Source organism: Promicromonospora vindobonensis (genome assembly GCF_042685865.1).
Classification (GTDB): Bacteria; Actinomycetota; Actinomycetes; order Actinomycetales; family Cellulomonadaceae; genus Promicromonospora; species Promicromonospora vindobonensis.
Map to the genome: position 1 here is coordinate 1309055 of NZ_JBHUOG010000002.1, position 22464 is coordinate 1331518.

General features: G+C 69.3%; 23 protein-coding genes. 9 read left to right on the forward strand and 14 right to left on the reverse strand.

The window, feature by feature from the left end; genetic code table 11:
- Window positions 1-2 precede the first annotated feature (2 nt).
- The 6 genes from ACFS27_RS19110 to ACFS27_RS19135 all read right to left on the reverse strand — a co-directional run bounded on the left by ACFS27_RS19110 (window position 3) and on the right by ACFS27_RS19135 (window position 5781).
- Window positions 3-803, reverse strand: a complete 801-nt coding sequence (locus ACFS27_RS19110; RefSeq protein ID WP_377185985.1) for a protein phosphatase 2C domain-containing protein — start codon at window positions 801-803, stop codon at window positions 3-5.
- Window positions 804-812: 9 nt separating this feature from the next.
- Window positions 813-1409 (reverse strand): NUDIX domain-containing protein, encoded by a 597-nt coding sequence (locus tag ACFS27_RS19115; protein ID WP_377185987.1) that lies wholly within the window; start codon window positions 1407-1409, stop codon window positions 813-815.
- A gap of 280 nt (window positions 1410-1689) precedes the next feature.
- Window positions 1690-3483 (reverse strand): gamma-glutamyltransferase, encoded by a 1794-nt coding sequence (ggt, locus tag ACFS27_RS19120; RefSeq protein WP_377185989.1) that lies wholly within the window; start codon window positions 3481-3483, stop codon window positions 1690-1692.
- Window positions 3484-3647: 164 nt separating this feature from the next.
- Window positions 3648-4253: a response regulator gene (locus ACFS27_RS19125; RefSeq protein ID WP_377185991.1), complete on the reverse strand. Its 606-nt coding sequence runs from the start codon at window positions 4251-4253 to the stop codon at window positions 3648-3650.
- A gap of 116 nt (window positions 4254-4369) precedes the next feature.
- Window positions 4370-5632 (reverse strand): NAD(P)/FAD-dependent oxidoreductase, encoded by a 1263-nt coding sequence (locus ACFS27_RS19130; RefSeq protein WP_377185993.1) that lies wholly within the window; start codon window positions 5630-5632, stop codon window positions 4370-4372.
- Window positions 5633-5721: 89 nt separating this feature from the next.
- Window positions 5722-5781, reverse strand: a complete 60-nt coding sequence (locus ACFS27_RS19135; RefSeq protein WP_377191090.1) for a hypothetical protein — start codon at window positions 5779-5781, stop codon at window positions 5722-5724.
- Window positions 5782-6106: 325 nt separating this feature from the next.
- Here ACFS27_RS19135 and ACFS27_RS19140 point away from each other — a divergent pair, with 325 nt between their 5' ends.
- A complete protein-coding gene (locus ACFS27_RS19140) occupies window positions 6107-6841 on the forward strand; it encodes an 8-oxoguanine DNA glycosylase OGG fold protein (RefSeq protein WP_377185995.1) in 735 nt (244 codons plus the stop codon).
- A 52-nt stretch (window positions 6842-6893) separates the two neighbouring features.
- Window positions 6894-7790, forward strand: a complete 897-nt coding sequence (locus ACFS27_RS19145) for a hypothetical protein (RefSeq protein ID WP_377185997.1) — start codon at window positions 6894-6896, stop codon at window positions 7788-7790.
- Window positions 7791-7872: 82 nt separating this feature from the next.
- On the opposite strand, the gene ACFS27_RS19150 is transcribed toward ACFS27_RS19145, so the two are convergent.
- The 3 genes from ACFS27_RS19150 to ACFS27_RS19160 form a co-directional block, all read right to left on the reverse strand.
- Window positions 7873-8400 carry a DUF1062 domain-containing protein gene (locus tag ACFS27_RS19150; RefSeq protein WP_377185999.1) on the reverse strand — a complete coding sequence of 176 codons (528 nt, stop codon included), beginning with the start codon at window positions 8398-8400 and terminating at the stop codon, window positions 7873-7875.
- A 217-nt stretch (window positions 8401-8617) separates the two neighbouring features.
- Window positions 8618-9388: a glycerophosphodiester phosphodiesterase gene (locus tag ACFS27_RS19155; protein ID WP_377186001.1), complete on the reverse strand. Its 771-nt coding sequence runs from the start codon at window positions 9386-9388 to the stop codon at window positions 8618-8620.
- Window positions 9379-10629: a hypothetical protein gene (locus tag ACFS27_RS19160; RefSeq protein WP_377186003.1), complete on the reverse strand. Its 1251-nt coding sequence runs from the start codon at window positions 10627-10629 to the stop codon at window positions 9379-9381. The genes ACFS27_RS19155 and ACFS27_RS19160 overlap by 10 nt, the downstream gene beginning before the upstream one ends.
- 134 nt (window positions 10630-10763) lie before the next feature.
- On the opposite strand from ACFS27_RS19160, the gene ACFS27_RS19165 reads away from it, so the two are divergent.
- Window positions 10764-11561 carry a hypothetical protein gene (locus tag ACFS27_RS19165; RefSeq protein ID WP_377186005.1) on the forward strand — a complete coding sequence of 266 codons (798 nt, stop codon included), beginning with the start codon at window positions 10764-10766 and terminating at the stop codon, window positions 11559-11561.
- Between the two features lie 75 nt (window positions 11562-11636).
- Here the strand turns inward: ACFS27_RS19165 and ACFS27_RS19170 are convergent, their stop codons facing one another.
- Both ACFS27_RS19170 and ACFS27_RS19175 read right to left on the reverse strand, forming a co-directional pair.
- Window positions 11637-12143: an HAD domain-containing protein gene (locus tag ACFS27_RS19170; RefSeq protein WP_377186007.1), complete on the reverse strand. Its 507-nt coding sequence runs from the start codon at window positions 12141-12143 to the stop codon at window positions 11637-11639.
- An 850-nt stretch (window positions 12144-12993) separates the two neighbouring features.
- A complete protein-coding gene (locus ACFS27_RS19175; RefSeq protein WP_377186009.1) occupies window positions 12994-13413 on the reverse strand; it encodes a cupin domain-containing protein in 420 nt (139 codons plus the stop codon).
- Window positions 13414-13478: 65 nt separating this feature from the next.
- On the opposite strand from ACFS27_RS19175, the gene ACFS27_RS19180 reads away from it, so the two are divergent.
- Window positions 13479-15308 (forward strand): calcineurin-like phosphoesterase C-terminal domain-containing protein, encoded by a 1830-nt coding sequence (locus ACFS27_RS19180; protein ID WP_377186011.1) that lies wholly within the window; start codon window positions 13479-13481, stop codon window positions 15306-15308.
- Window positions 15309-15413: 105 nt separating this feature from the next.
- Here the strand turns inward: ACFS27_RS19180 and ACFS27_RS19185 are convergent, their stop codons facing one another.
- A complete protein-coding gene (locus ACFS27_RS19185) occupies window positions 15414-15752 on the reverse strand; it encodes a nucleotide pyrophosphohydrolase (RefSeq protein ID WP_377186013.1) in 339 nt (112 codons plus the stop codon).
- Window positions 15753-15837: 85 nt separating this feature from the next.
- On the opposite strand from ACFS27_RS19185, the gene ACFS27_RS19190 reads away from it, so the two are divergent.
- The 5 genes from ACFS27_RS19190 to ACFS27_RS19210 all read left to right on the forward strand — a co-directional run bounded on the left by ACFS27_RS19190 (window position 15838) and on the right by ACFS27_RS19210 (window position 20864).
- Window positions 15838-16269 carry an ArsR/SmtB family transcription factor gene (locus ACFS27_RS19190; protein ID WP_449301674.1) on the forward strand — a complete coding sequence of 144 codons (432 nt, stop codon included), beginning with the start codon at window positions 15838-15840 and terminating at the stop codon, window positions 16267-16269.
- On the forward strand, window positions 16266-16844 hold the full coding sequence (locus ACFS27_RS19195; RefSeq protein ID WP_377186017.1) for an SRPBCC family protein: 579 nt from the start codon (window positions 16266-16268) through the stop codon (window positions 16842-16844). The genes ACFS27_RS19190 and ACFS27_RS19195 overlap by 4 nt, the downstream gene beginning before the upstream one ends.
- Window positions 16841-17248, forward strand: coding sequence for a VOC family protein (locus ACFS27_RS19200; RefSeq protein WP_377186019.1), 408 nt, complete (start codon window positions 16841-16843; stop codon window positions 17246-17248). The genes ACFS27_RS19195 and ACFS27_RS19200 overlap by 4 nt, the downstream gene beginning before the upstream one ends.
- Window positions 17249-17448: 200 nt before the next feature.
- Window positions 17449-19959, forward strand: coding sequence for a beta-L-arabinofuranosidase domain-containing protein (locus ACFS27_RS19205; RefSeq protein ID WP_377186021.1), 2511 nt, complete (start codon window positions 17449-17451; stop codon window positions 19957-19959).
- Between the two features lie 176 nt (window positions 19960-20135).
- Window positions 20136-20864, forward strand: coding sequence for a DUF998 domain-containing protein (locus ACFS27_RS19210; protein ID WP_377186023.1), 729 nt, complete (start codon window positions 20136-20138; stop codon window positions 20862-20864).
- On the opposite strand, the gene ACFS27_RS19215 is transcribed toward ACFS27_RS19210, so the two are convergent.
- Both ACFS27_RS19215 and ACFS27_RS19220 read right to left on the reverse strand, forming a co-directional pair.
- Window positions 20807-21763, reverse strand: a complete 957-nt coding sequence (locus tag ACFS27_RS19215) for an ASCH domain-containing protein (protein WP_377186025.1) — start codon at window positions 21761-21763, stop codon at window positions 20807-20809. The two genes, ACFS27_RS19210 and ACFS27_RS19215, sit on opposite strands and share 58 nt — an antisense overlap.
- A 64-nt stretch (window positions 21764-21827) precedes the next feature.
- The gene (locus ACFS27_RS19220) at window positions 21828-22445 is read right to left on the reverse strand and encodes a histidine phosphatase family protein (protein ID WP_377186027.1); all 618 of its coding nucleotides are present in this window, start codon (window positions 22443-22445) and stop codon (window positions 21828-21830) included.
- Between the last annotated feature and the right edge of the window lie 19 nt (window positions 22446-22464).

Sequence of the window (22464 nt, forward strand, 5' to 3'; positions counted from 1 at the left end):
GCTCACGTCAGCGGCACGACGACGAGAGTCTTGTCGTCGTGCCGCTTCGAGCGCGCCCACTGAAGCCCGTCCGGGTCGGCGGCCTCAGCGGCATGCAGGTCGTGGAGAACCCTGTCCGGGCCGTGGTCCACAGCCTCGGTGTAGAGGTCCCACCACGTCTCGGCCCGGGGATGCCGGACAGGGTCCACGCCGTCCGTCGCGAGCAGCAACGCGGTCACTGCGGTGCGCTCGACCGTGCCGACGACACCGTGGTAGGCGGCGTCCGGATCCGTGCCAGCCACGTAATAGCCGCCGGGCCGGTTGCGCCACCGTGCCTGCTCCTTCTGAAGTTCGATGAGCAGATCACGATGCGCCTCGTCGTAACCGTGTCCGCGCGCGAGGCGAGCGCGGTACTCCTCCCGCTTCTGGCTGACGGCGTCGCCGACCTCGTCGTCGAAGTAGACGGACTCGGTCCCGTCCCTGTGCAGCACGGCGATGGTGCTGTCGCACAGCGCATAGGTCTCGACGGCGTCCCCTGACCAACGTGCCACCGTCACCGTGCACGTCGGGCTCGTCTCGGGGACGAGCTGGTCCGCGTCGCGGACCTCCGCGATGGCGCCCGCGACCAGGTCAGGGATCGGTTCGCCACCAGGAAGCGTGCGGGCGAGGACCTCGCCGATGCGGCCGGCGAACCAGCCTGGATCGTGCGAGCGGTCCCCCGCGACCGATGTGGCACCGTCGAGCACAACCGCGAAGCCTTCACCGACCATGTAGCGGTCCTGGTTGTGGGAGTTACCGGCGAGGGTTCCTGCGAGCAGAGTCACCCGCAGACCCTAGACGGTCGCGAGATCCCTGGTCGAAGAAACTACAGGCTCGGGTAGTGACTGCTCCACGGGCCTCGGTTCCCCCCTGTCGCAGAAGACAGTCACGTACGCCGGCGGCGTCGCTTGAGCTGCCCGAGCCACTTGAGACGCCGCTTGAGACGCCTGGGCCGCGTCAAACGCGACCCTCAATCTCAACGCCAAGGGCCCGCTCGTCCGCTGGCTGGCTTCGTCGACCGACAGCAGCCTCACCGATCGGACTTCATTCTGATCGGCGCTGCCAAGATGCTCACGCTCGGATTCGCTCAGTGATCCCCCGTCAAAGATCCAGAGCAGCCCTTCGGGCACTCCATCTGGCGTGCGAGGAACGTAGTCAACAAGGAGAACCGGCATATTTTCCCGAACCAGGCCGAGCTCTTCCTTCAGCTCGCGCTCGGCAGCAAACCACGGCGACTCGTCCGCCTCCACCACTCCGCCTGGAATCTCCCAAGCGTCCTTGTAGGTCGGTTCGACAAGAACGATCTCGTCCCCATAGCGAAGGAGCACGCCTGCTGCCATTCTCTTGTGCGGCAATTTCCGCAGGTACTCCTCGCGGGCAAGATCTTTCACAGGGGTTAATGCACCACCCACTGTCCGCCACCGCAACTTGGGACCAGGGCCGCGCACCATCAAGAGACGCGGTGGCGCCAGTCGAGCACGGCTCGACGGCTCAGTCAGGCGTCTCAGCCAACCCATGAAGCGCGCGAGCGTCGCGGGGGGAATCTCTCGTGAGAGTTCAACCACCTGCATGAAGATACTCCCCCATCGGCGCCTCCGAGACCACCGGCCTGACGAATTCAGGAACGACGTCGCCGCAGGTCAGTCCCGGTATCTCGAAGGCGCCGGAAGATCACCGCCCCCCGATACTCCCGTCCCGCCGGTAGTCGGCCCCGCCGACCAGCCCCTCCGACGTCACCTGGATGACGCTCAGACCGCTGGCCTGCTCCGTCACCGTGACGGGATGGCCCCGAGCCTCGAGCGCAGCCCGCAGCGCCGCGACGTCGTAGTCCAGCGTCACGCCAGGGATCGGCGGCTCCAGCGCGGTCGAGCCGTTGTTGTTCTGGACGTGCGGCACGTTGATCGCCTGCTGCGGATCCAGCCCGAAGTCGATCACGTTGACGATCGACTGGGCCGTGTAGCCGATGATCCGGGAACCGCCCGGGGAGCCGGTGACCAGTTCCAGCGAGCCCTCGGCGTCCCGCACGATCGTCGGGGACATCGAGCTGCGCGGCCGCTTGCCGGGCTGCACCCGGTTGGCGATCGGCGTGCCCTCGGCGTCGGCCGCTGCGAACGAGAAGTCGGTCAGCTCGTTGTTGAGCAGGAACCCGCCGCCGTCGACCATGACGCCGTTGCCGAAGCCGCTCTCGACTGTGGTGGTCATCGACAGGGCGTTGCCGTACCGGTCGACGACCGAGACGTGGCTGGTACCCGACTCGTTGGACTCGGTCTGCGGCGCCGTCGGGTCGAACTCCCCCGGCGGGATGCCTGGCTCGGCGGTGCCCATGTCCTCGTCGGTGATCAGCCCGGCCCGCTCGGCGAGGTAGTCCGGGTCGAGCATGCCCTCGGCCGGCACGGTCACGAAGTCGGCGTCGCCGACGTAGAGGTTGCGGTCGGCGAAGGCCAGCCGCCCGGCCTGGGCGAAGAGGTGCACCGCATCGGGGTCGAGCGGGTCGTCGCCGAGGTCGAAGTGCTCGAGGATGCCCAGCATCTGTCCGACTGCCAGCGCGCCGGAGGACGGCGGGCCCATGCCGCAGACCTCGTGGCCGCGGTAGTCGCTGCACACCGGTGACCGCTCGGCTACCTCGTAGTCGGCCAGATCCTCCAGGGTCATGTCACCGGGGAGGTGCGGGTCTCCCTGGACCGCCTCGACGACCGCCTCGGCCAGCTGGCCGGTGTAGAAGCCCTCCGCGCCCTCGTCGCGCAGCGTCTTGAGGGTGTCCGCGTAGTCGGGGTTGCGCATCCGGGTGCCGCCGGGCTTGGCCGCGCAGTCGGTCTCCGACCCGTTGGTGTAGTACTCGAACGCGACCGGGTCGCGGAAGAAGAGCCGGTCGCTGCAGCTGTCGTTGTTGGCCAGGTAGGAGTCGACCAGGGCAGCGGTCCGGTCGGTCATCTCATACCCGCCCAGCGCCAGGCGCAGCCCCGGCGCGAACAACCGCTGCCAGGGCAGCGCGCCGTGCCGGGTGTGGATCTCCTCCATCAGCGCGGGCGTACCCGGCACGCCGGCCGACAGCCCGCTCTGCCAGGCGTCGGTGAACGACAGCCCGGCGAACCGGTCCTCGGTCGCGGCCAGAGGCGCCTTCTCGCGGCCGTCGTAGGTGGTGATCTCGCCGCTCGCGCCGTCGTGCCACACGACGAACGCGCCACCGCCCAGGCCGCTGGACTGCGGCTCGACCAGACCGAGCACCGTCTGGGCCGCGACGGCCGCGTCGGCGGCGGTCCCGCCGTTGCGCAGCACCTGCTCGCCTGCCCTGGTCGCCAGCGGGTTGGCCGTCACCACCATCTCCTGAGCGGTGGTCACCGCCTCTGGAACGGGCACCGCCTCCGGAACCGTCTGTTGCTGCGCGGCCACCGGTGCCGCGGCCGTCGCGGCCAGGGCCACCGCCACGGTCAGCGCGCCCAGGCCTCTCCTCGATCGAACTCGCATGGGTTCCCCTCTCCAGCGGGTGGCGAGCTGATCACGAGGTGAGGGCCTCGGCTCTCCACGTTGGAGAAGAACCTAGATGTGTGGCGCCGACGAAAGATCCTCCCGGAAGGATGATGCGCCGGCGCGGTGCTGGTGGTCGGTGGCGCCTCCGGGGTGGAGCCGAATCACGGGGCCAGCTCGACGAGCAGATCGCGCCGGGTATCGACTCGCAGCTTGCGAAGGACGCTGCGCATGTGGGTCTTGACCGTCGACACCTCGATCGTCAGGCGTGCCGCGATCTCCGGGTTGGTCAGACCGTCGACGACCAGGCCGAGGATCTCTTCCTCGCGCTCGGTGAGCGGTTCCACGGCGTCGAAGCTCGCGGCTACGGCCAGGGGCACCGGGCCGGTTCCCACGAACAGCGCCTGCCGGCCGGCCTTCACCTGCTGGAGGGCAGCGATGAAGACGTCGCTGGTTGCGGTCTTGCTGATCAGCGCGTCGGCGCCGGCCAGCATCGCGACCTGGACGTCGACCGTCCTGGTGAAGGACGTGAAGACCACCACCCGGGCGCTGCACACGCTCTTGATCGACCGGCAGAGCTCGATGCCGCTGCGGGTGCCCCCGAGCCTGACCGGCACGACCGCCACGTCCGGCTGCAGCTCGCGAGCGCACTGCAGGGCCTCTTCCGCGGTCGCCGCCTCCCCCACCACGTCGATCGTGGGGTTGCTGGTGCAGATGGCACGCAGGCCGTGCAGCACCACGGGGTGGTCTTCCACCAACAGGACCCGCATCCGAGCGTTCATATCCTGTGCCCTCTCTCTGGATCAGGCCCTCGTGCTGCTCGCCGGAGCATAGCCGCTGCACGGTTCTTCCGCCCTCGAGCGATGACCTGGCTGCGCGGCAGAGATCAGGTGGGGCTCAACGCGCGGTGGTGCCTCGCCGGCCGGCCGTCGTACCGGTCGGGGCTCAGCCATGCGTCCTCGGCCGGCTCGACGTCGTCGACGATGGCCTCCGTGATCATCCGGGCGGTGACCGGAGCCAGGACCATCCCCCACATCCCGTGCCCGGCGGCGACCGAGAGATTCTCCACCGCCTTCGACCGGCCGATGACCGGCACCCCGTCCGGGGTGCACGGCCGCTCGCCGGCCCAGCGGTCGATGACGGCGGCCCGCTCCAGCCCTGGGAGCACGCGTGCGGCCACGGTCTTGAGGGCTTCCGCTCGGCCCGGATCCATCGGCCTGCGCTCGTCCCCGAACTCGATCGATCCGCACACGCGGACCCGGTCAGCGAGCGGCGTCACGACGACGCGGTGCTCCTTGATGCGGACAGGCATCGCCGGGGCGTGATCACCGGCGGCGACGTCGATGACGTAGCCCCGGCCACCACGCAGCGGAAGGTTCAGACCGACCTGAGCCGCCAGCGTCGCTGACCCGAGCCCGGCCGCGAGGATCACGTGGTCGGCGAGGAGGGTCGTCCCCTCCGCCGCGACCCCGACGACCCGCCCGTGCTCCGTCAGCAACTGCTCGGCCGACATGCCGAAGAAGACGTCGGCGCCTCGGCGGGACGCGTCGTCCAGCATGGCCTTGACGAAGCTGCGGCTCTCCAGCGTCCACTCCTCGGTGTGGTGGGCACCCGCTGCGACCGGCGCCAAGGCCGGTTCGATGGCTTGCAGCCGTTCGAAGGAGAGCAGGTCGGCACGACGGCGCCGCGGTGAACGGAGGTAGACGTCGATGGCCCCCGTCTTGCGCAGCGTCGGGCTGAGGCCCTCGTCGGCCAGCAGGCAGTGGAGCCGAGTGCTTTCGGCCGCCAGCCTGCTCAACCGCTCCCCTGCCAGGTGGGCACGCCGAGGGGTGGCCGATGCCATCAGACTCCCGGCCCACGAGAGGATGCTCGGATCAGGCTGCATCCTGACGGCCGGCGGGCGGCGAAGCATCTGGATCGGGGCCTCGCGGAGCAGTGCGGGCGTCGCGAGCGGCGTCACATGGTGTGGCGCAACGATCGCGGCGTTCGCGTACGAGCAGCCACCGCCGATCCCGGGCGCGCGATCGATGAGCACGACCCTGACGCCGCGGCGGGCTAGCTGTTGAGTGATCATTGCTCCCACCACGCCTGCGCCGACGACGACGCAGTCGACGCGATGGACACGCGGCACGGGACTGTGGGACGCCATGCCCCGACCGTAGATATCAGGTACCTGCCAGCGCCTCCTCCCTCAGTGGGGAGATTTCTGAACGACGCGTCGCGGAGCGGCTGGTGCGCTCAAGTGCCTTCCGCGAGCACCACACGAAAGGTTGCTCCGTCGAAACGGTGCTTCGCCACGGCTTGGTACGCGGGGCTGTCGTACCACGTACGCGCCGAGGATCTTCGCTGGATGCCCCTCGAACGTCTTTCCGACGTTCTTCAGGTACTCGAGCTCGGACTGGTCGTGCGTGCCGTCTTTGTGGAACACGATGTATGCACTCATTGCGAAGCCCTTTTGAACGAGATCTCAGGCAGAATATGGGCGGGCACGGCTGGCCGATGGACCGTTTCTTTCCTACCGGCGATGAGCGTAGCGCCTGGTCACAAGAGAGCTCACGGCATCACCGGGTTATTTCGGGCTGCGCCAGCACCCTACGGTCAAATCGTCCGCTAGCCTCGCGAGATGGCACCCATTCCGCCCGCCGACCTGCGGCTTCCTGCTGACGTCACCGCCGACGTGGTCGACCGCAGGACCGGCATCTTCGACCACGGGCCCGCAGCTGCGAATTTGGCACTGCCCTGGTGGAACCGAACGCTGACGGATGCTGGTCTCGGCCGGTTCGTCGTCACCGCAGATCCGAACGGCACCGCTGAAGTTCAGCTGACTCGGGGGTCCCTGTTCAAGCTTGCAGACACCATCGGGCCAGATGCCGACGATGATGCCTACCTGAACCTGCTGTGGCACGTCCTGGCCTGGGGCTCCGGACCCAGGATCCGGAACAACCGGCGACGTATCGCTGCGTTCATCGACCCGGCTCATGCACGAGCGAACGTCGCACTTCTTCGGCAGTCGGTGGAACACGCCCGATCCGGTAACACTGCTGATTCCTACCGGACACTGGTCCGACCCGGACGGGCCTCGATCCCCTATCTCGGCCCGTCGTTCTTCACCAAGTACCTCTACTTCGCGGGAAACGGTGCAGCGTCACATGCCTGCGTCATTCTCGATGCGCGTGTCGCGACGCGCCTCCACCACGCGGGCTGGCGCAGCCTGCCACCTCGGCGCATGAACTGGTACACCGACACCTACGTCGCCTACTGCGAGCTGCTCGCGCGTTGGGCCGATGAGCTCAGCACGTCGGCAACGCCTGTCGCTCCCGACCAGATCGAGCGTGCGCTGTTTGGCAACTCCGCCTGACAGCTCACGTTCGATGGTGCCTGGCTAACGGTGCCTGACTACCCTCACCACCGTGCCCCTGCCCGACACCATCACCCACCGCCTCATCCAGGCCCGTCTCCTGCTGAACAGCGACCGAGGCCTGGCGATGAACCACCAGGTCTGGGGCCCAGCCACCGAGCCGCCCACCACCATCCACCCGGACCACGCAGACGTCCTCCTAGTCGCCAACGGCTTCGTCCTCGGCGTCGTCCGCCTGAACGACGGCCCCTGGCTCCCGGACTGGAACCCCTTCGCCGCCCTTCCACCGGGCCGGGACACGCCGCCAGGAACCTGGTACGTCGTCGGCGACGTGCACGACGTCGACCTGCTCGTCCTGAACGAGGACGACGGTTCCATCTGGCTGGTCGACGGCGAACCCGGCGGCCACTGGCCGGACGGCACTGCCTACCGCCGCCTCGCCGACAGCCTGGCCACATTCCTCCAGGACTTCGTGGTCGGCCACAGGTACCGCGAGCTGAGCGAGCTTCCCGACGACGACTGGGCACACGTCAACACCCGGCTCGACGAGCTGCAACCCCTCGTGGAGTACGTCCGCTACGAAGCTTCCACGCCGACCCGCCGGATGTCCTACCCCGGCGTCGTCGCTCTGGCCAACGGCCTTGCCCACTCCAAGCGGCTGACGCCCGAGGACCAAGCCTGGTGGCACACCCACAACGACCTGTTGAACGGCACCTACCCGGACCTGACTGCCGCGGACACGCCCACCTACGACCGCGAGCGCCATCCGGACGCCCGGACGTACTTTCGCGCCGACGCCAGGGACTTGCTCGGCATCATGCGCGGCTACCTCGAGCTGCTGGACCGGTACGACGTCGGCTGGCGTGAGGTCCGCACCTACGACCCGGGTCGCATCCTGTACGCCGACGCCGTCCAGGTCGTCGCCGAGCCGTGGGGCACCACCTGCTGACCCCGAACGGGTCGCCTGAAAGGCGCGCGGACACGGCCTGTCCGGCGGATCATGCCGGACAGGCTGCGTTCCCGACGGAGGTTCAGCGCTTGAGCGTGAAGGTGAAGGCGCCGGAGAGCTTGCCATTCAACCGGACTGCCGAGACAAGCTTCCCCGCCACAAGCAGCCTCTCGACCTCACCCCGCGAGAGACCGCAACCTTCAGCGATCAGTCGCACCGGCCGGACAGGGATCCGCGCCGCGAAACGGACCGAGACGTCGATAGCCTCGTGGTCCAGGTGATCCGATCCGCCGGTGTCGAGTCGCCAGGCACCGTCCCAGTCGAGGGTGATGCGATTGCGGCGCTGCACGGCCGAATCCTGGAGCAGTTCAGCAATCAGGCCAGGGTCGTTGTTGTGCAGCCGGTCCAGTAGCTCAGGTTGTATGGAACGCACATTGGCCCGTTCCAGAACCGTGAGTTTTGCGGTTTCCTCGCAGACGGTACAGAGCGCGAGGAGCCAGGCGTCGATGAGCTTGTGGTGTGCGTTGACGCGGAATCTTCCGCTTGCCCGAAAGCGCTCAGACTCGCATCGGTGACAACGGCGGCGAACGAGCGGCAGGCGGGTGGGCACGACTGCCCAGTTTTTGAGCATAGAAGTACACCGGTCTCAGTGAGAGGTCCGCAGCAAAAAGGTGCGCGGCGCACATGCGCGACGCGCGACAAATCAGCACTCGGGAAATCTCACAGGGTGTACAACGGGACGTCCTCGACTCGACGGCTTGGTTCGGCAGCACGCTAATGGCGCACGGCAGCGCTGATCCACTGCTTTTCGAGCGCCCCGACGGGGACTAAGCAGCTTTGACGAGCCCGATCGCCCGCTCCGGATAGTTGGTCGTCACGAGCCATGCAGCATCGGGTGCCAGCCAGTACGCGAGTGCCTCCGGCTCGTCCACGGTCCACACCAGCAGCGGCAAGCCCCGTCGTCGTGCAAAACGCGCCACCGTGTACCGGGCGATCCTCTGGTGGCAGACGACGAGGTTCGCGCGCGAGCCACGGATACGCGCCCCGGGGAAGAACTCCGACAGCCGGGTCCGCACAGCCTCCACGATGGACATCTCCGCCGTGTCCCGCCCGAGGGAGAGCCCGACGAGCAGGTCGAGTCCGGCGGTGTCGGCCCAGTCGCGCACTGCCCGCACTGACTGGTCCTCGAGAGTCGTGATGATGAACTGGCCGGCTCCGAGAATTTCCAGAGCCTGCTTCGCTGCGGCCACTTCATACGTACTCTCGGGGTTCCCGTACGCGGACTCTGGCGAGACGAACTTGAGGTCGATGTGCGCGTGCTTCACGCCCTTGAGCGCGGCGAGCACGTCGTCGTAGCGCATGAAGTGGTCCGCCATGCCGGAGAACTGCTCGAACGTCAGGTCCACCATCGGGACGCGACGACCGTCGAGCTCCACGAAGTCGTCGTGGAAGAGCACGAACGTGCCGTCGCCCAGCCGCTGGACGTCGAACTCGACGTAGTCCACGTCGAGAGTGAGCGCCCTGTCGAGCGCGGCCCTGGTGTTCTCGAGGTCCAGGTCGCTGCCGGCCCCGCACCGATGCGCGCTGATCATCGCCATGTCGTGCTGTCCCCGTTCTTGGTACGGAAGTACTGCCTGAGCGTCATCGCGGCGATCGCCCCAGCGGAGGCCACCGCCAGCGCCCACACCAGACCGTAGACCGTGAGGTCGTAGATCGATCGTTCCGCGGGAATGGTGGCCTCGCTGGAGACGCCGAAGTACGAAAGGAGCAGCGCGACCGGGATCGCGATCCCGGATGCCATGCCGACCCCGAGCTGCCATCGGCGCTCACGCGTGTCGGCGAGCTTGGCCGCACGCAGCTGGATGTCGGCGAGGCTGGAGCCGATCACGTCGCTGAGCGCGTCCATGAGTCCGACCGTCGAATCGGTGAGCTCGCCGAGCCGGAGCGCCTCGGCGAAGCTCGTGCGGAAGCTGTCGATCACCAGCTCGGGCATGAACAGCCCGTCGGCATAGCCCTGTACATCGAGCGCCATGATGGTGCGCTGCCTGCGGACCTCCCTGGCGACCTCGCTCAGTCGTTCCGCGTCGTCCCAGATACCAGCGGCCTCGTCCCGAGTGCGTGATCCCTGCAGCAAGTTCTCGATCTTCGCTCGCGCATGGCGCGCCCGCCCGACGGCGAACAGCAGCTCGCACGCGGTGAGCCGCACGGTCATCGCCGTCGCCCCGCTCTGTCCACCAAGGACGACGACACCGCGCCCGTGACCGGCGAACGCACCCGCCAACGAGTTGAGCGCAGCCGGCATGTGGGCCGGGACGCCGCCGTCGGGCAGCCGCTCAGCAGTGCGGTAGATCATCGCGACGGCGTCCTTGCTGGGCTCGCCCATGTCGGTAGCCAGCCCCGCGGCGTCATCGAGCTCGACGAACTGCAGGACGTCCTGGTCCAGCCGGGGTGCCCGGTCGAGGCCGGCCTTGCCGACGAGCCAATCGACCAGCGCAACGCCGTCGAACGACAGCGAGGTCCGTTCATGGCAGAAGATCGCCAGGTGGTTCGCGACCTCGTGCGGGGACGGGTCGTCGAGCTCGTACGACAGGTGCAGCTGTGCAAGGGACGCCTCGTCCGACCAGAGGCGTGCGGTCATGTCGAGCGGAGCAAGGGTGGACTGCCTGGAGGTGACCAGAACCTCGCGGTGCTGGCCGAGGTTCGTGATCCTCAAGGCGTCACCCGGGCGGTTCACCAGGTGCGGAGTGAACCGCCCGAAGTCATAGGCCTCGGTCAGCGGGACACCGTCGGGGACCGTCGGGAACGCACGGAACGTGAAGATGTGCACGATGCGAGCCATAGGCGGCATCGTGCCACCTGACAGGCCTGGGGGAGCGAGTTTCGTGCTCAGCAGCGCGAGGTCGCCCGGTCGGTGCAGGACAGGATCAGGCGGCGCGACCAGGCCACGCACCGGACACCACCTATGGTGCGAGCGTGACACTGCTGCTGAAGCTCCTGCTGGCGCCCGCCCTCGTCGTCGGCTCGTCGCTGGCGGGCCGCCGTTGGGGTGCCCGGATGACCGGCGTGCTGGTGGGGCTGCCGATCGTCGCGGGTCCGATCCTCCTGATCGCCTGCCTGGACCACGGCACCCGGTTCGGGGCCGCCGCTGCCTCGTCCGCGCTCCTCGGTCTCCTGACGCTCGCCCTGTTCGCGGTGATGTTCGCATGGTGCGCACGGAGAGTGGGCTGGCTAGGTTCGCTCGGCATCGCCTGGTCCGCGTGCCTGATCGCGGACCTGGCTCTCGCCCGGCTGACGGTGCCACCCGTGGTGGGCTTCGTGCTGGTGCTCGCGGGGATGTGGGCCGCGTCCCGAGCCATGCCGCCAGACGGCGGTCCGTGGGACTCGCGGCCCGTCGTGGCCTGGCCGTGGTGGGACCTGCCCGGACGGGCGGCGGCGACCGCCTTGCTCGTGGTGGTGGTCACCAGCCTGGCGGGTGCCCTGGGGCCGGGCATGACCGGAGTGCTCGCGCCGTTCCCGATCGCTTCGAGCGTGGTCGCGGCGTTCGCGCTGGCCCAGCGTGGCCCGACGGAGACGGCACGTCTCCTGCGTGGCGTCCTGGCCGGCCTGCTCGGCTTCGCGTCGTTCTGCCTCCTGGTCTCGCTGCTGGTGGTTCCGCTCGGCACGGGGGCGGCGTTCGGCATCGCATCGGCCGCAACCCTCGTCATCCAGCTCGCCTGGCAGTGGTTGCTCCGACGCCGACCGAACGGGGACGGCCGAGCGCGCCGCCGGTGACGGCGACACCGTCGGACCGGTTCTGGCCGGCCGGCGACGCCGTCGGGCGGAAGCCTTCCTTACGACGCCTCCGGGTCAGCGCTCGAGCTCCCGCACCCACTCAGCGATCCCGACCAGGTCGTCGGCCGTGACCCCGACGTCCGAGTCGACCTTGTGCAACAGCGCCGCCCCAGGATGTTCGGCCTCGACGAACCACCGGTCCGCCTGCCCGATCACGTCGTCGACCCACACGAACGGACGGCCGTCCGCGATTCGCACCAGCGCCTTCGTCTTCCACTTCAGGCGGTCGTGCCCGATGTCGCCGGCGTAGGCGGGCAGGTCGGCAACCGGCAGCCGCGGCAGGTCGAGCAGCGGCGCGATCACCTCGTTGGCGTCGTCCATCCACGCCGTCGCCCACACCAGGTCGCAGCCGAGCCCGGCCAGCAGCGGACCGAGCCCCCGGTCGACCCGCGCCAGGTGCGGGTTCGACGACGCCGTCCACAGCTCCGGGGCGTCCGGGACCACCGGCATACCGGGCCCGCCGAACGGCAGGAGCGTCCCGTCGACGTCGAGGAACAGGAGCGGCCGCGGCGCATCGGTCATCCGGGCACGATATCGAGCGCACTGGTCGTCCAAGAGCACTCCGACGTTCGGACACACGTTCAGCAGGCACGGCGCCGGAAAGAAGATGACAGAGGAATGATCAAGGACGCCTACCCGATCTTGGAGACACCCTGATGGCCTTTCGCGTCGCGTACGACTCCGGTGCTCTTGAGAACACTGGCCACTCATTCGACCTGACCTATGACTACGAGAGCCTTGTCATCGAGCTCTGCCAGGTCCTCGCAGAGGGTTCTCGCCGAACGGTGACAAGCTGACGATCACCTGCTCATCCCGACCCGCGTGGGTACCCGATCCGGCGACTGAGCACATCGGCCACGGTCCGTTACTCCAGATGCTCAGGAAGCTCGCGGCAGACTTCGCGCTCGGAGCACGAACGGTCGACCCAGCCGTCGCTGCCATCGAGCCGTTCGATCAGTGGCTCACCTGGGCAGACGCTGGGACAACCGGAAAGCACTGACCGGCCTGTCCACCGCCAAGAACTGCTTGGCATCGCCGTAGCGACCCAGATGTGATCGCCCCCCGATTCTTGACAGGACGGTCGGGGACAAGGCCTGTACACGCAACCTCAGCGGGCCCGGACGAACTGCAGCTCGTTGCCAGGGTGGCCTTGCGTCCGTCCGTTCCGAACCCCCACGGCGCAGTTCTGACAGTACTCAGATCGGTACGCGCAAATGTGCAGGTCATTCGGACGCGCCGTATTGGTGTGACGACCGGATTTGCTCCCGGCGGGACCCGCCTCACTGGCGTTATGTTTCCCGCGCGAAGAAGGGGTGGCATGGCTGGCCTACGCGACTCTCAGTGAGCGCACTACCGCCCTCGCCGAGCTGTCTCACACAGAACGTCCCTCGGTGACCACCTTGTCGTCGATCGCGGGACCGCGAATGGTCAGGCCCCGTGCTGGGTACTGAACAGCGACCAGAGCATGGGAGACGCCCGCACCGACGGTGACCGCCTCCCCGGCCCCCACCGTGATCCGCGATCCATCGATCTCCAGGTCGATGGCGCCCTCCAGCACGACGTAGACCTCGTCGCTCGCCCGGTGGAGGTGAGTTCCGTCGTCGCCGAAAGGTCCATCGACGCGCCAGTGCAAGACCTGTAGCCGGTCCGAGCAGAAGCCCTCGTCTGACGGCGGCCGAGGGCCGGCGATCACCGTCAGCCGGCCCTCCAGCGAAATCTTGCTGAACGACATCCGGGCAGTCTGACAGGTCAAATTCACCCAGCAATCAACAGAAAGCCGGGTCGGGTTCACGCGTGATCGTCAGAGTGCGACCTGCCGGCCGTACGGGCCGGCCACGCTATATCGAGGAGGTCCCCGTGAATCCGCTGTCCGGATCGCACCCCCGCCCCCCACGTTCGGCTCGGTTGGGCGTCGGCGCCCTGATCGTCACCCTGTCCGGCGCTCTGCTGGCACCGGTGGCCAGCAGTGCCGCACCCGCGAACAGCACGGCCCCGCAGGCGTCGTCGGCCACGGAGGGCTGGAACGAGACCGCCTACCGCGGTGGCGTCGACGTCTTCGAGGGCTCCGACGCGGACCGGAAGACCGTCACGGGCACCGTCTTCGTGGACCGGAACCGCAGCTCGGACCAGGACGGGAACGAGCGCGGCCTCGCCGGCGTCTCGGTGTCCAACGGACGTGCGGTGACCACCACCGACAGCAAGGGCCGCTACGAGCTGCCGGTCGAGGACAACATGACCGTCTTCGTCACGCAGCCCCGTGGCTACCAGGTGCCGGTCGACGACGACAATGTCGCCCAGTTCCACTACCACCACCTGCCCGCCGGCTCCCCCGAGCTGCGCTACGGCGGCCTGGAGCCCACCGGCCCGGTACCGGACGAGCTGAACTTCCCGCTCACCGCCAGCACGGAGACGCGCACACCCGAGCAGCACTGCGCGATCGGTGCCGACGTGCAGACCTACAACGCCAAGGAAGCCGAGTACGCCAGGGCAGGCGTCTTCGCCGACCTGGCCGAGCGTGACGACTACGCCGGCTGCGGCGCCCTCTTCATCGGCGACGTGGTGGGCGACGACCTGTCGATGTTCGACGAGACGCGCGACCTGACCGGGACGCTCAACGGTCCGGCACGGTTCCTCCCCGGCAACCACGACCTCGACTTCGACTCCCCGGCCCGGGAGCACAACTTCGACACCTTCCGCGCCCAGCTCGGCCCGGAGTACTTCTCCTACGACGCCGGCAAGGCGCACGTCGTGGCCCTGAGCACGATCGAGTACCCGGGCACCACGAGCAGCTACACCTACGGCCTCGGCGAGCGGCAGCTCGAGTGGCTGCGCAACGACATCGCGGCCGTGCCGGAGGACCGCGCGATCGTGCTGGCCGGGCACAGCCCGCTGCTGGAGTTCTGGTACAGCGACTCGCACCGCACCAAGCAGCTGCAGGAGATCTACGACATCCTCGAAGGTCGCGAGGTGATCTCGCTCGGTGGGCACACCCACATGTCGGAGAACCTGCGCGAGGGCGACCTGATGGCGGGGTGGAAGGACCTGCTGGGCGAGGACGGCCTCCCGTTCACGCACCTCACCGTCGGGGCCGTCTCGGGTCACTGGTACGCGGGTCGGCAGCTCGACGCCGGCTACCCCACCTCCGTCCAGCGGGACGGGACGCCTCCTGGTGTGCTCACCCTGGACATCAAGAACACGGAGATCACCGAGCGTTACACCGTCCGCGGTGACGACGGCGCGCACCAGCTGTCGCTCGGGCTCAACACCCCCCGGTACCGCGACTGGTTCACCGCGAACAGGAGCAAGGTCGGCTCGGCGCCCGAGCTGGCCGAGCCGCTCTCCGTGTCCAGGGACGAGCTCGCCGGGACCTGGCTGACCACCAACTTCTGGATGGGTTCCACCGGGTCGACCGTGCAGGTGCGGGTCGACGGCGGCAGCCCCGTCGAGGCGGAGCGCACCCAGCAGCTGCGGGGCGAGGACGTGCGCATCGGCGCCGAGTGGTCCGACCCGACGGCCAACCTGGAGACGCTTCCCCACGGGGGCGGCCTCGTGGAGCGGACCATGCACCTGTGGCGGCTGGAGCTGCCCTCCGACCTGGCTGTCGGTGCGCACACCGCCGAGGTGACCGCCACGGACGTGCATGGCCGGGAGTTCACCGAGTCGGTGACCTTCGAGGTCACCGAGTGACGGTCGCTCTCAGGTCATAGCCCTCTGCAGTGCCGACGCCCCCTGGCCATCCCGGCCAGGGGGCGTCGTCGGCGCGGCCCACCCCGTCGCGCCTGTGCGACGAGCTCAGGATTCCTCCGACGACGGCGGGAACCGCCCGTCGTTCCTCGTGATCTTCGCGTGCCCCGCCTGGATCAGGTCCACGCCGCAGATGTCGGCGAGCTGGACCAGGTACAGGAAGACGTCGGCGAACTCTTCCTCGATCCCGTTCCGGGACTCGGGGTCGGCCAGCTTCGCGTGGACCTGGTCGTCGGTCAGCCACTGCATCTCGGCGAGGAGCTCACCGACCTCGCCGCCGAGCGCCATCGCGAGATTCTTGGGCGTGTGGAACTGGCCCCAGTCGCGCGCGACCGCGAAGTCGCGAAGCCGGTCGCGTACGGACTCGATCGTGGCGTCGTCGTTCATGTGGCTCATGATGCCCCGGCCATGGATGCCCCCTTGACAGGTCGCACCCGAGCGAGCAACCATCACCATATGGTTATGAAACTAGATGGTTATGAGCACCGCGACCGCTGAACGGCTCGACGCCACCTTCGCAGCCCTCGCCGACCCGACGCGCCGCGCCATCGTCGCCCGGCTCGCCGCGGGTGACGCGACGGTCACCGAGCTGGCCGCGCCGTTCGCCATCAGCCAGCCCGCCATCTCGAAGCACCTGAAGGTGCTCGAACGAGCGGGACTCGTCACCCGGACCCGGGAGGCGCAACGCCGACCGTGCCGCCTCGAAGCTGGGCCGCTGCGCGACGCCACCGCGTGGCTCGCGAACTACCGCGACTACTGGGGCGAGAGCTACCAGCAGCTCGACGCGCTGCTCGCCGACCTCACGGCCGACGCCGACGCCACGGCCGCCACCGGCCCTCCGGCCGCCGGGGAGAGCACGCCCGACGACGAGGCGGCCGCTCCCCCACCGGACGGCTGGGCATGAGCACCGACCAGCGCCTGCACATCACCGCACCGGGCGACCGCGAGATCGTGATGTCCCGGACGTTCGACGCCCCCGCCGGCCTCGTCTTCGACGCGCTGACCACACCGCACCTGCTGGCCCGGTGGTACGGCGCGCGCGGCTGGCGGCTCGCCGACTGCACGGTCGACCTGCGCGTCGGCGACCGCTGGCGGTTCGTCTCCCGCGGCCCCGACGGCGCCGAGATGGCCCAGTCCGGCACGTACCGCGAGGTCGAGCGGCCGTCCCGGCTCATCTACACCGAGACGTTCGACGACCAGTCCTACCCCGGCGAGACCTTGGTGGCGCACAGCCTCACCGAGGCTGCCGGCACGACGACGCTGACGAGCCACCTGCTCTACCCGTCGCCGGAGGCGCGCGAGATCACGCTCCGGTACCCCATGACCCGAGGCGTCGGCCAGTCGTACGACCGGCTCGACGCAGCCCTCACCGAGATCGCCCACCCCCGAGCCATCCGGCCCGACGTCATCCAGCCCGACGTCATCCAGCCCGACGTCATCCAGCCCAGCGTCACCCACCCGCAGGAGGAGCAGCCATGAAGTGGACACTCGAAGTCGTCGTCGTCCCGGTGTCCGACGTCGACCGCGCCAAGGAGTTCTACAGCGACAAGCTCGGCTTCCAGGTCGACCACGACACGAAGATCGGCGAGGGCCGGCGCATCGTCCAGCTGACGCCGCCCGGTTCGGGATGCTCGATCGTGATCGGCGAGGGAGTCGTGCCGCCGATGACGCCGGGATCGCTCAAGGGCCTCCAGCTCGTCGTCAACGACGTCACGAAGGCTCAGGCCGAGCTGGCCGAACGGGGCGTCGAGGTGAGCGACGTCCAGGTTCTCGGCGAGAACCCGTCCCCCACGCCGGAGCCGCTCGACAACGTGGGGTTCTGCTTCTTCACCGACCCCGACGGCAACGCCTGGGGGGTCCAGCAGATCTCGGCCCGCCCCTGACCGGTGCCGGCCCTCCTCCACCCTGGCGTGGAGCCGGGCCGGCCCGAGGCTGTCCAGGCTGCCCCATTTGCGAACTGGCGATCCACGCCCGTATGTTAGCGCTCACATCGATGGCGATGTTTCTCTTCGACGACGAAGGAGCCAGCATGCATGGTGTTCTGCCCACTCGGTCCGGACCTGATCGGCGACAGATTCTGCAGGTGGGAGGGCTCGCCGCCGCGGCGATCGCCCTGACCTCAGCGCCCGCCTCGGCCCTCGGCCGCGACAGCGCCGTCTCTCCGCAGCCCGGCCAGCGGGTGGTGCCGGCCGGACGGCTCTCCGAGGTGTCGCTCCGCGACGTGGCGCTGCTCGACAGCCGCTACCGGCAGAACATGGAACGCACCGTCGCATACCTGCGGTTCGTCGACCCGGACCGCATGCTGCACACGTTCCGGACCAATGTCGGGCTGCCGAGCTCCGCTGAGCCGCTGGGCGGCTGGGAAGCCCCCGACGTCCAGCTCCGTGGGCACTCGACCGGGCACCTCCTGTCCGGGCTGGCGTTCGCCGCCGCGAACACCGGCGACGCCGACCTGGCCGCCAAGAGCCGCTACCTGGTCGCGGAGCTCGCCACCTGCCAGGCCGCGAGCCCTGCCGCCGGCTACACGTCCGGCTACCTCTCGGCGTTCCCTGAGGAGGCGTTCGTCGGCATCGAGGCCGGCCGTAACTTCTGGGCGCCGTACTACACGATCCACAAGATCCTTGCCGGGCTCGTCGACCAGTACGTCCACCTGCAGAACGAGCAGGCGCTCACGGTTGCCGAGGGCATCGCGTCCTGGGTCGACGCCCGCATGACACCCCTGGCGGACGACCACCGGCAGCGGGTGCTGAAGATCGAGTTCGGCGGGATGAACGAGTCGCTGGCGGATCTCTACGCCATCACGAAGAACCCCGACCACCTCCGGCTCGCGCAGCTCTTCGACGAGGCGGTGTTCTACGACCCGCTCGCCGAGGGGCGCGACGTGCTCAGCGGCCGCCACGCCAACACCGACATCCCCAAGGCGGTCGGCGCCGTCGCCGAGTACGTGGCGACGGGCGACACCCGCTACCGCAAGATCGCGTCCTTCTTCTGGGACCAGGTGGTCCACCACCACAGCTACGTCATCGGCGGGAACAGCAACGCGGAGTTCTTCGGTGAGCCGGACCAGGTGGCGAGCTTCCTGGGCGAGAACTCCTGCGAGAACTGCAACAGCTACAACATGATCAAGCTCTCGCGGCGCCTGTTCCTCCTCGACCCCAGCCGCTCCGACTACATGGACTACATCGAGTGGACCCTGCTGAACCAGATGCTCGGTGAGCAGGACCCCGACTCGGAGCACGGCTTCGTCACCTACTACACCGGGCTGTCCGCCACCTCGAGCCGCAAGGGCAAGGAGGGCCTCGACAGCGCCCCCGGTTCCTACAGCAGCGACCACGACAACTTCTCCTGCGACCACGGCTCCGGCATGGAGACCCACACGAAGTTCGCGGACAGCATCTACTTCACCGAGCCCGACGCCGTCTGGGTCAACCTCTACATCCCGTCCGAGCTGCGCTGGCGCGACGGCACCCTGCGTCTGCGGACGAGCTACCCGTACGACGAACGGGTGGTGCTCGACGTCGAGACGTCCGGCCGGTTCGCGATCAAGCTACGCATCCCGTCCTGGGTCCGGGGGCGCAACGCGGCGGTCGTGAAGGTCAACGGGCGCGTCGAAGAACGGTCCACCGGCGGAAGCTACGTCACCGTCGAGCGTTCCTGGCAGCGCGGCGACCGGGTCGAGGTCCAGCTCCCCATGGACGTCACCTGGCTGACCGCGCCGGACAACCCGGCGGTGCAGGCCGCCACCTATGGCCCGCTGGTGCTGGCCGGCCGGATGGGCACCGACCCCCTGCCGACGATCCCGGTCGTCGACCCCGGCACCCTGCTGCCGCGGGGCGGCCACGACTACACCCTCGACGTCGACGGGCGACAGGTGGTGCTCTCACCGTTCCTCGACGTGCACCACGAGCACTACAACGTGTACTGGGCGGTCCCGCCCAAGAAGCAGGGACCGAAGGTCATCGCGAGCTACGGCTTCGACGAGCGCGACGGCACGGCACGCGAGGCACGACGCCGTCGGGCGGACGCCGAACTCGTCGACGGCGCGGTGCGCGAACCGCGCGGCGGCGGGAACGCCGTCCTGCTAGACGGCGCCGGTGGGCACGTGCGGCTGCCGGAAGGCCTGCTGTCGGGGCTCCAGGAGCTCACCGTCTCGGTCTGGACCCGGGTGGACGTGCTCGTCAACAACTCGCACGTCTTCAACTTCGGGTTCAACCCCAACAGCTACTTCTTCCTGAACGTGCGCACCGGAGCCAACCGGGCGCGTGTCGCCCTCAAGCTCTCGGGCATGGAGCGCGAGGACTTCATCGACGCCGACGGCCCGTTGCCCGAGGCGCGATGGACGCACGTCGCCGTCACCCTGGGCCCGGACGGCGGACGGTTCTACCTCGACGGCTCGCTGCGGGGCCACAACGCGGCGTTGCAGATGTCGCCGTTGCTGCTCGGCGCCACCCAGCACAACTACCTGGGCAAGTCCCAGAGCCCCAAGCACCCGTACCTGACCGGGGCGGTGGACGACCTGCGCATCTTCGGCCGCGCACTGGACGATGCCGCTGTCCAGGGACTCTTCAGCGGGACGAACGGGCGGGACCGCTGACTTGCGCCGCATCCTGCTGACCGGCTGACCGGCTGACCGGTCGCGCCGGCCGCTCAGCGAGTGGCCGGCGCGACCGCCACGGGCGGCGCAACCGGCGCCGGACGGGGGACAGCCCCACTCGTCCGCGGCGGCGTGCACCATTCCGGGCCGAGGCGCCCGGAACCTACGTTCGAACCATGGAGATCAGATCGTCACGCCCGCTCCCGAGGCCGGCGCTCTACCTCGCCGGAGCGGCGCTCCTGACCCTGGTCTGCGTGCACGTCGTCCCCGGATCGGGCGGCGTCCATCCGGTCCGCGACCTCATGTCCGAGTACCCGGTGCGCACCGTGGAGGCAGGCGTGGCGTACACGCTGGCGCTGCTGGGCGCGAACGTCGCCGTCGTCCTGCTGGGCGCGCACTGGGTGCGCGACGGGCTCCTGCGCTCCCGGCCCGTCGCGACGACGCTCCTGGCGCTGTGGTGTGTCAGCCTGCTCGGGCTGACCGTGTTCCTCAAGGACCCCGCCGGAAGCGCGGCCACCTGGTACGGCACCGTGCACCTGGTCTGCACGGTCGTGAACTTCGTGAGCCTCCCCGCACTCTGCGCGCTGCTGTGGTGGCGACACCGCGGTGAGGACCGCTGGCGGGCGCACGCGACGACGGTCGGCGTCGTGGCCGGTCTCATCGTGGCCTGTGTGGTGCCGTTCGCGGTCGTCCTGCTGGCCCGCAGCGAACCGGGGACGCTCAGCGACGGGGCGCTCGGACTGGTGGAGCGGTGCGTGGTGGTGCTCGACGTCGTGGCGATCGCGGCGCTGGCCCGGTGGTCACGGGCCGGCGACGGCCCGGTCGATCCTGCTGAACCGGAACGAGCTCAGGCGACCCGGAAGCGCACGAAGTCGACCATGTCGTCGTCGACGATGTCGGGGTAGTAGTACGTCCGCAGGGCGCTGCGCAGCTCGTCGGCGGTGCAGTCCTCCTGGGCGGCCTGCGCATCGGTGATGTCGGCGAACCGGACCTGCTCGACCGACTCGACGACGCCGGGCAGGGACCGGTACCGGTCGTCGAAGTCGAACAGGAAGGTGGCCGGCCCCGGCGCGGAGGGGTCGTTGAAGCGGGTGGTCGCGGTCTTGACGCCGTCGACCACGTTCTCCCAGTGCCCCGGAGAGAACCGCAGCAGGCGCGGCGGGTCCGCGTCCGGGTGCCGGGACGGGTACGGGAGCAGCTCGCGGGCCGGGACGGAGGACGCCTCATCGCCGTCCGGCACGATGACGCGGCAGTCCGGCTGCTGGTCGAGCAGCACCTGGCGGCATCGTCCGCACGGGGGCATGACGCCGCGGTTCTGGTCACCGGCCGCGACGATCAGGGCGATCGGGCCGGCACCTGCGGCCGCCGCCACCCCGAGCGTGACGAGCTCGGCGCACGGGCCGCCCGTGAAGTGGCCGACGTTCACACCGGTGTAGATGTCGCCGCGGACGTCCATGACGGCGGACGCGACCGTGTTCACGTAGCTGCCGTCGGCCGGGAGGCGGGAAGCGGTGTCGAGCGCCGCGTCGAGGAGGCGTTGCTCGGAAGCGATCAGCATGGGAGGACCCTGGCACGCCCCGTCGCCACGGGTCGAGGTCATTTTCGCCCGGTCCACGCCGAAGGCGACCACGATGGCCGCGACCATGGCCCTCGGCGCACTCGTGGCCGCACCGGCGGCGACGGCGTCAACACCCGAAGGTGCCGCACCGGGCCTGGACCGGGTGCTCGGGGAGGTCGCCGACGCCGGGTTCAGCAACGTCGAGCTGTACAGCCAGCCGTACGACCTGCCGGTCGAGGAGCTCAAGGCACTGCTCGACGAGCACGGCCTGCGTGCGGCGTCGAGCCACACCGCCCGGCCCGCGCCCCGGTCACCGGATGTTGAAGTGCCGCAGCCGCGCTCCGTCCACACCGCTCGGTCCGTTGTCCGGTGCGGCTGCCGTGGGGACGTCGAGCACCGTGAGGCTCGGCGCCGCCACGGGCTCGAGACGTTCGGCGGTGAGCCCCACGCACGCGGCGAGCACGGCGCGGATGGTGCCGCCGTGCGTGACCACGAGCACCGGACCTGGCGCTGCCGCCGTCGACGTCACCGCGGCGACGACCCTGGCCCGGATGCTCTCCCGAGACTCGCCGCCGGGCGGGATGATCGCGCCGGCGCGCCAGCGGGCGTAGTCGTCGCCGATCTCGTGGGGCGTGAGCCCTTCCCATTCCCCCAGGCCGTGCTCGGTCCAGCCGTCCTCGATCACGGGCTCGAGCGCCCTGCCGACTCCCGCATCGCGCAGTGCCGTGGAGAGCAGTGCGGCGGTGCTGCGGGTGCGGCGCAGCGGAGAGACCACGAGGGACCGAGGCGCCCAGGCCGCGATCGCGGGGCCGAGCGCCGCGACGTCGCTACGGCCGGTGTCGGACAGGTCGATGTCGGTGCGCCCTTGGAGGCGCCGGTCGTGGGTCCAGCTCGTTGCTCCGTGGCGAACCAGCAGCAGCGTGGTCACGCCCGGACTCGTCCGGTCC

What these genes read in the sequence shown, in the direction of transcription:
- ggt (WP_377185989.1), bottom strand. Translation starts at nt 3,483, where the DNA reads ATGCGAGTTCGATCGAGGAGAGGCCTGGGCGCGCTGACCGTGGCGGTG.
- ACFS27_RS19125 (WP_377185991.1), bottom strand. Translation starts at nt 4,253, where the DNA reads ATGCGGGTCCTGTTGGTGGAAGACCACCCCGTGGTGCTGCACGGCCTG.
- ACFS27_RS19130 (WP_377185993.1), bottom strand. Translation starts at nt 5,632, where the DNA reads ATGGCGTCCCACAGTCCCGTGCCGCGTGTCCATCGCGTCGACTGCGTC.
- ACFS27_RS19140 (WP_377185995.1), top strand. Translation starts at nt 6,107, where the DNA reads ATGGCACCCATTCCGCCCGCCGACCTGCGGCTTCCTGCTGACGTCACC.
- ACFS27_RS19155 (WP_377186001.1), bottom strand. Translation starts at nt 9,388, where the DNA reads ATGGCGATGATCAGCGCGCATCGGTGCGGGGCCGGCAGCGACCTGGAC.
- ACFS27_RS19160 (WP_377186003.1), bottom strand. Translation starts at nt 10,629, where the DNA reads ATGGCTCGCATCGTGCACATCTTCACGTTCCGTGCGTTCCCGACGGTC.
- ACFS27_RS19170 (WP_377186007.1), bottom strand. Translation starts at nt 12,143, where the DNA reads ATGACCGATGCGCCGCGGCCGCTCCTGTTCCTCGACGTCGACGGGACG.
- ACFS27_RS19185 (WP_377186013.1), bottom strand. Translation starts at nt 15,752, where the DNA reads ATGAACGACGACGCCACGATCGAGTCCGTACGCGACCGGCTTCGCGAC.
- ACFS27_RS19190 (WP_449301674.1), top strand. Translation starts at nt 15,838, where the DNA reads ATGGTTATGAGCACCGCGACCGCTGAACGGCTCGACGCCACCTTCGCA.
- ACFS27_RS19195 (WP_377186017.1), top strand. Translation starts at nt 16,266, where the DNA reads ATGAGCACCGACCAGCGCCTGCACATCACCGCACCGGGCGACCGCGAG.
- ACFS27_RS19200 (WP_377186019.1), top strand. Translation starts at nt 16,841, where the DNA reads ATGAAGTGGACACTCGAAGTCGTCGTCGTCCCGGTGTCCGACGTCGAC.
- ACFS27_RS19210 (WP_377186023.1), top strand. Translation starts at nt 20,136, where the DNA reads ATGGAGATCAGATCGTCACGCCCGCTCCCGAGGCCGGCGCTCTACCTC.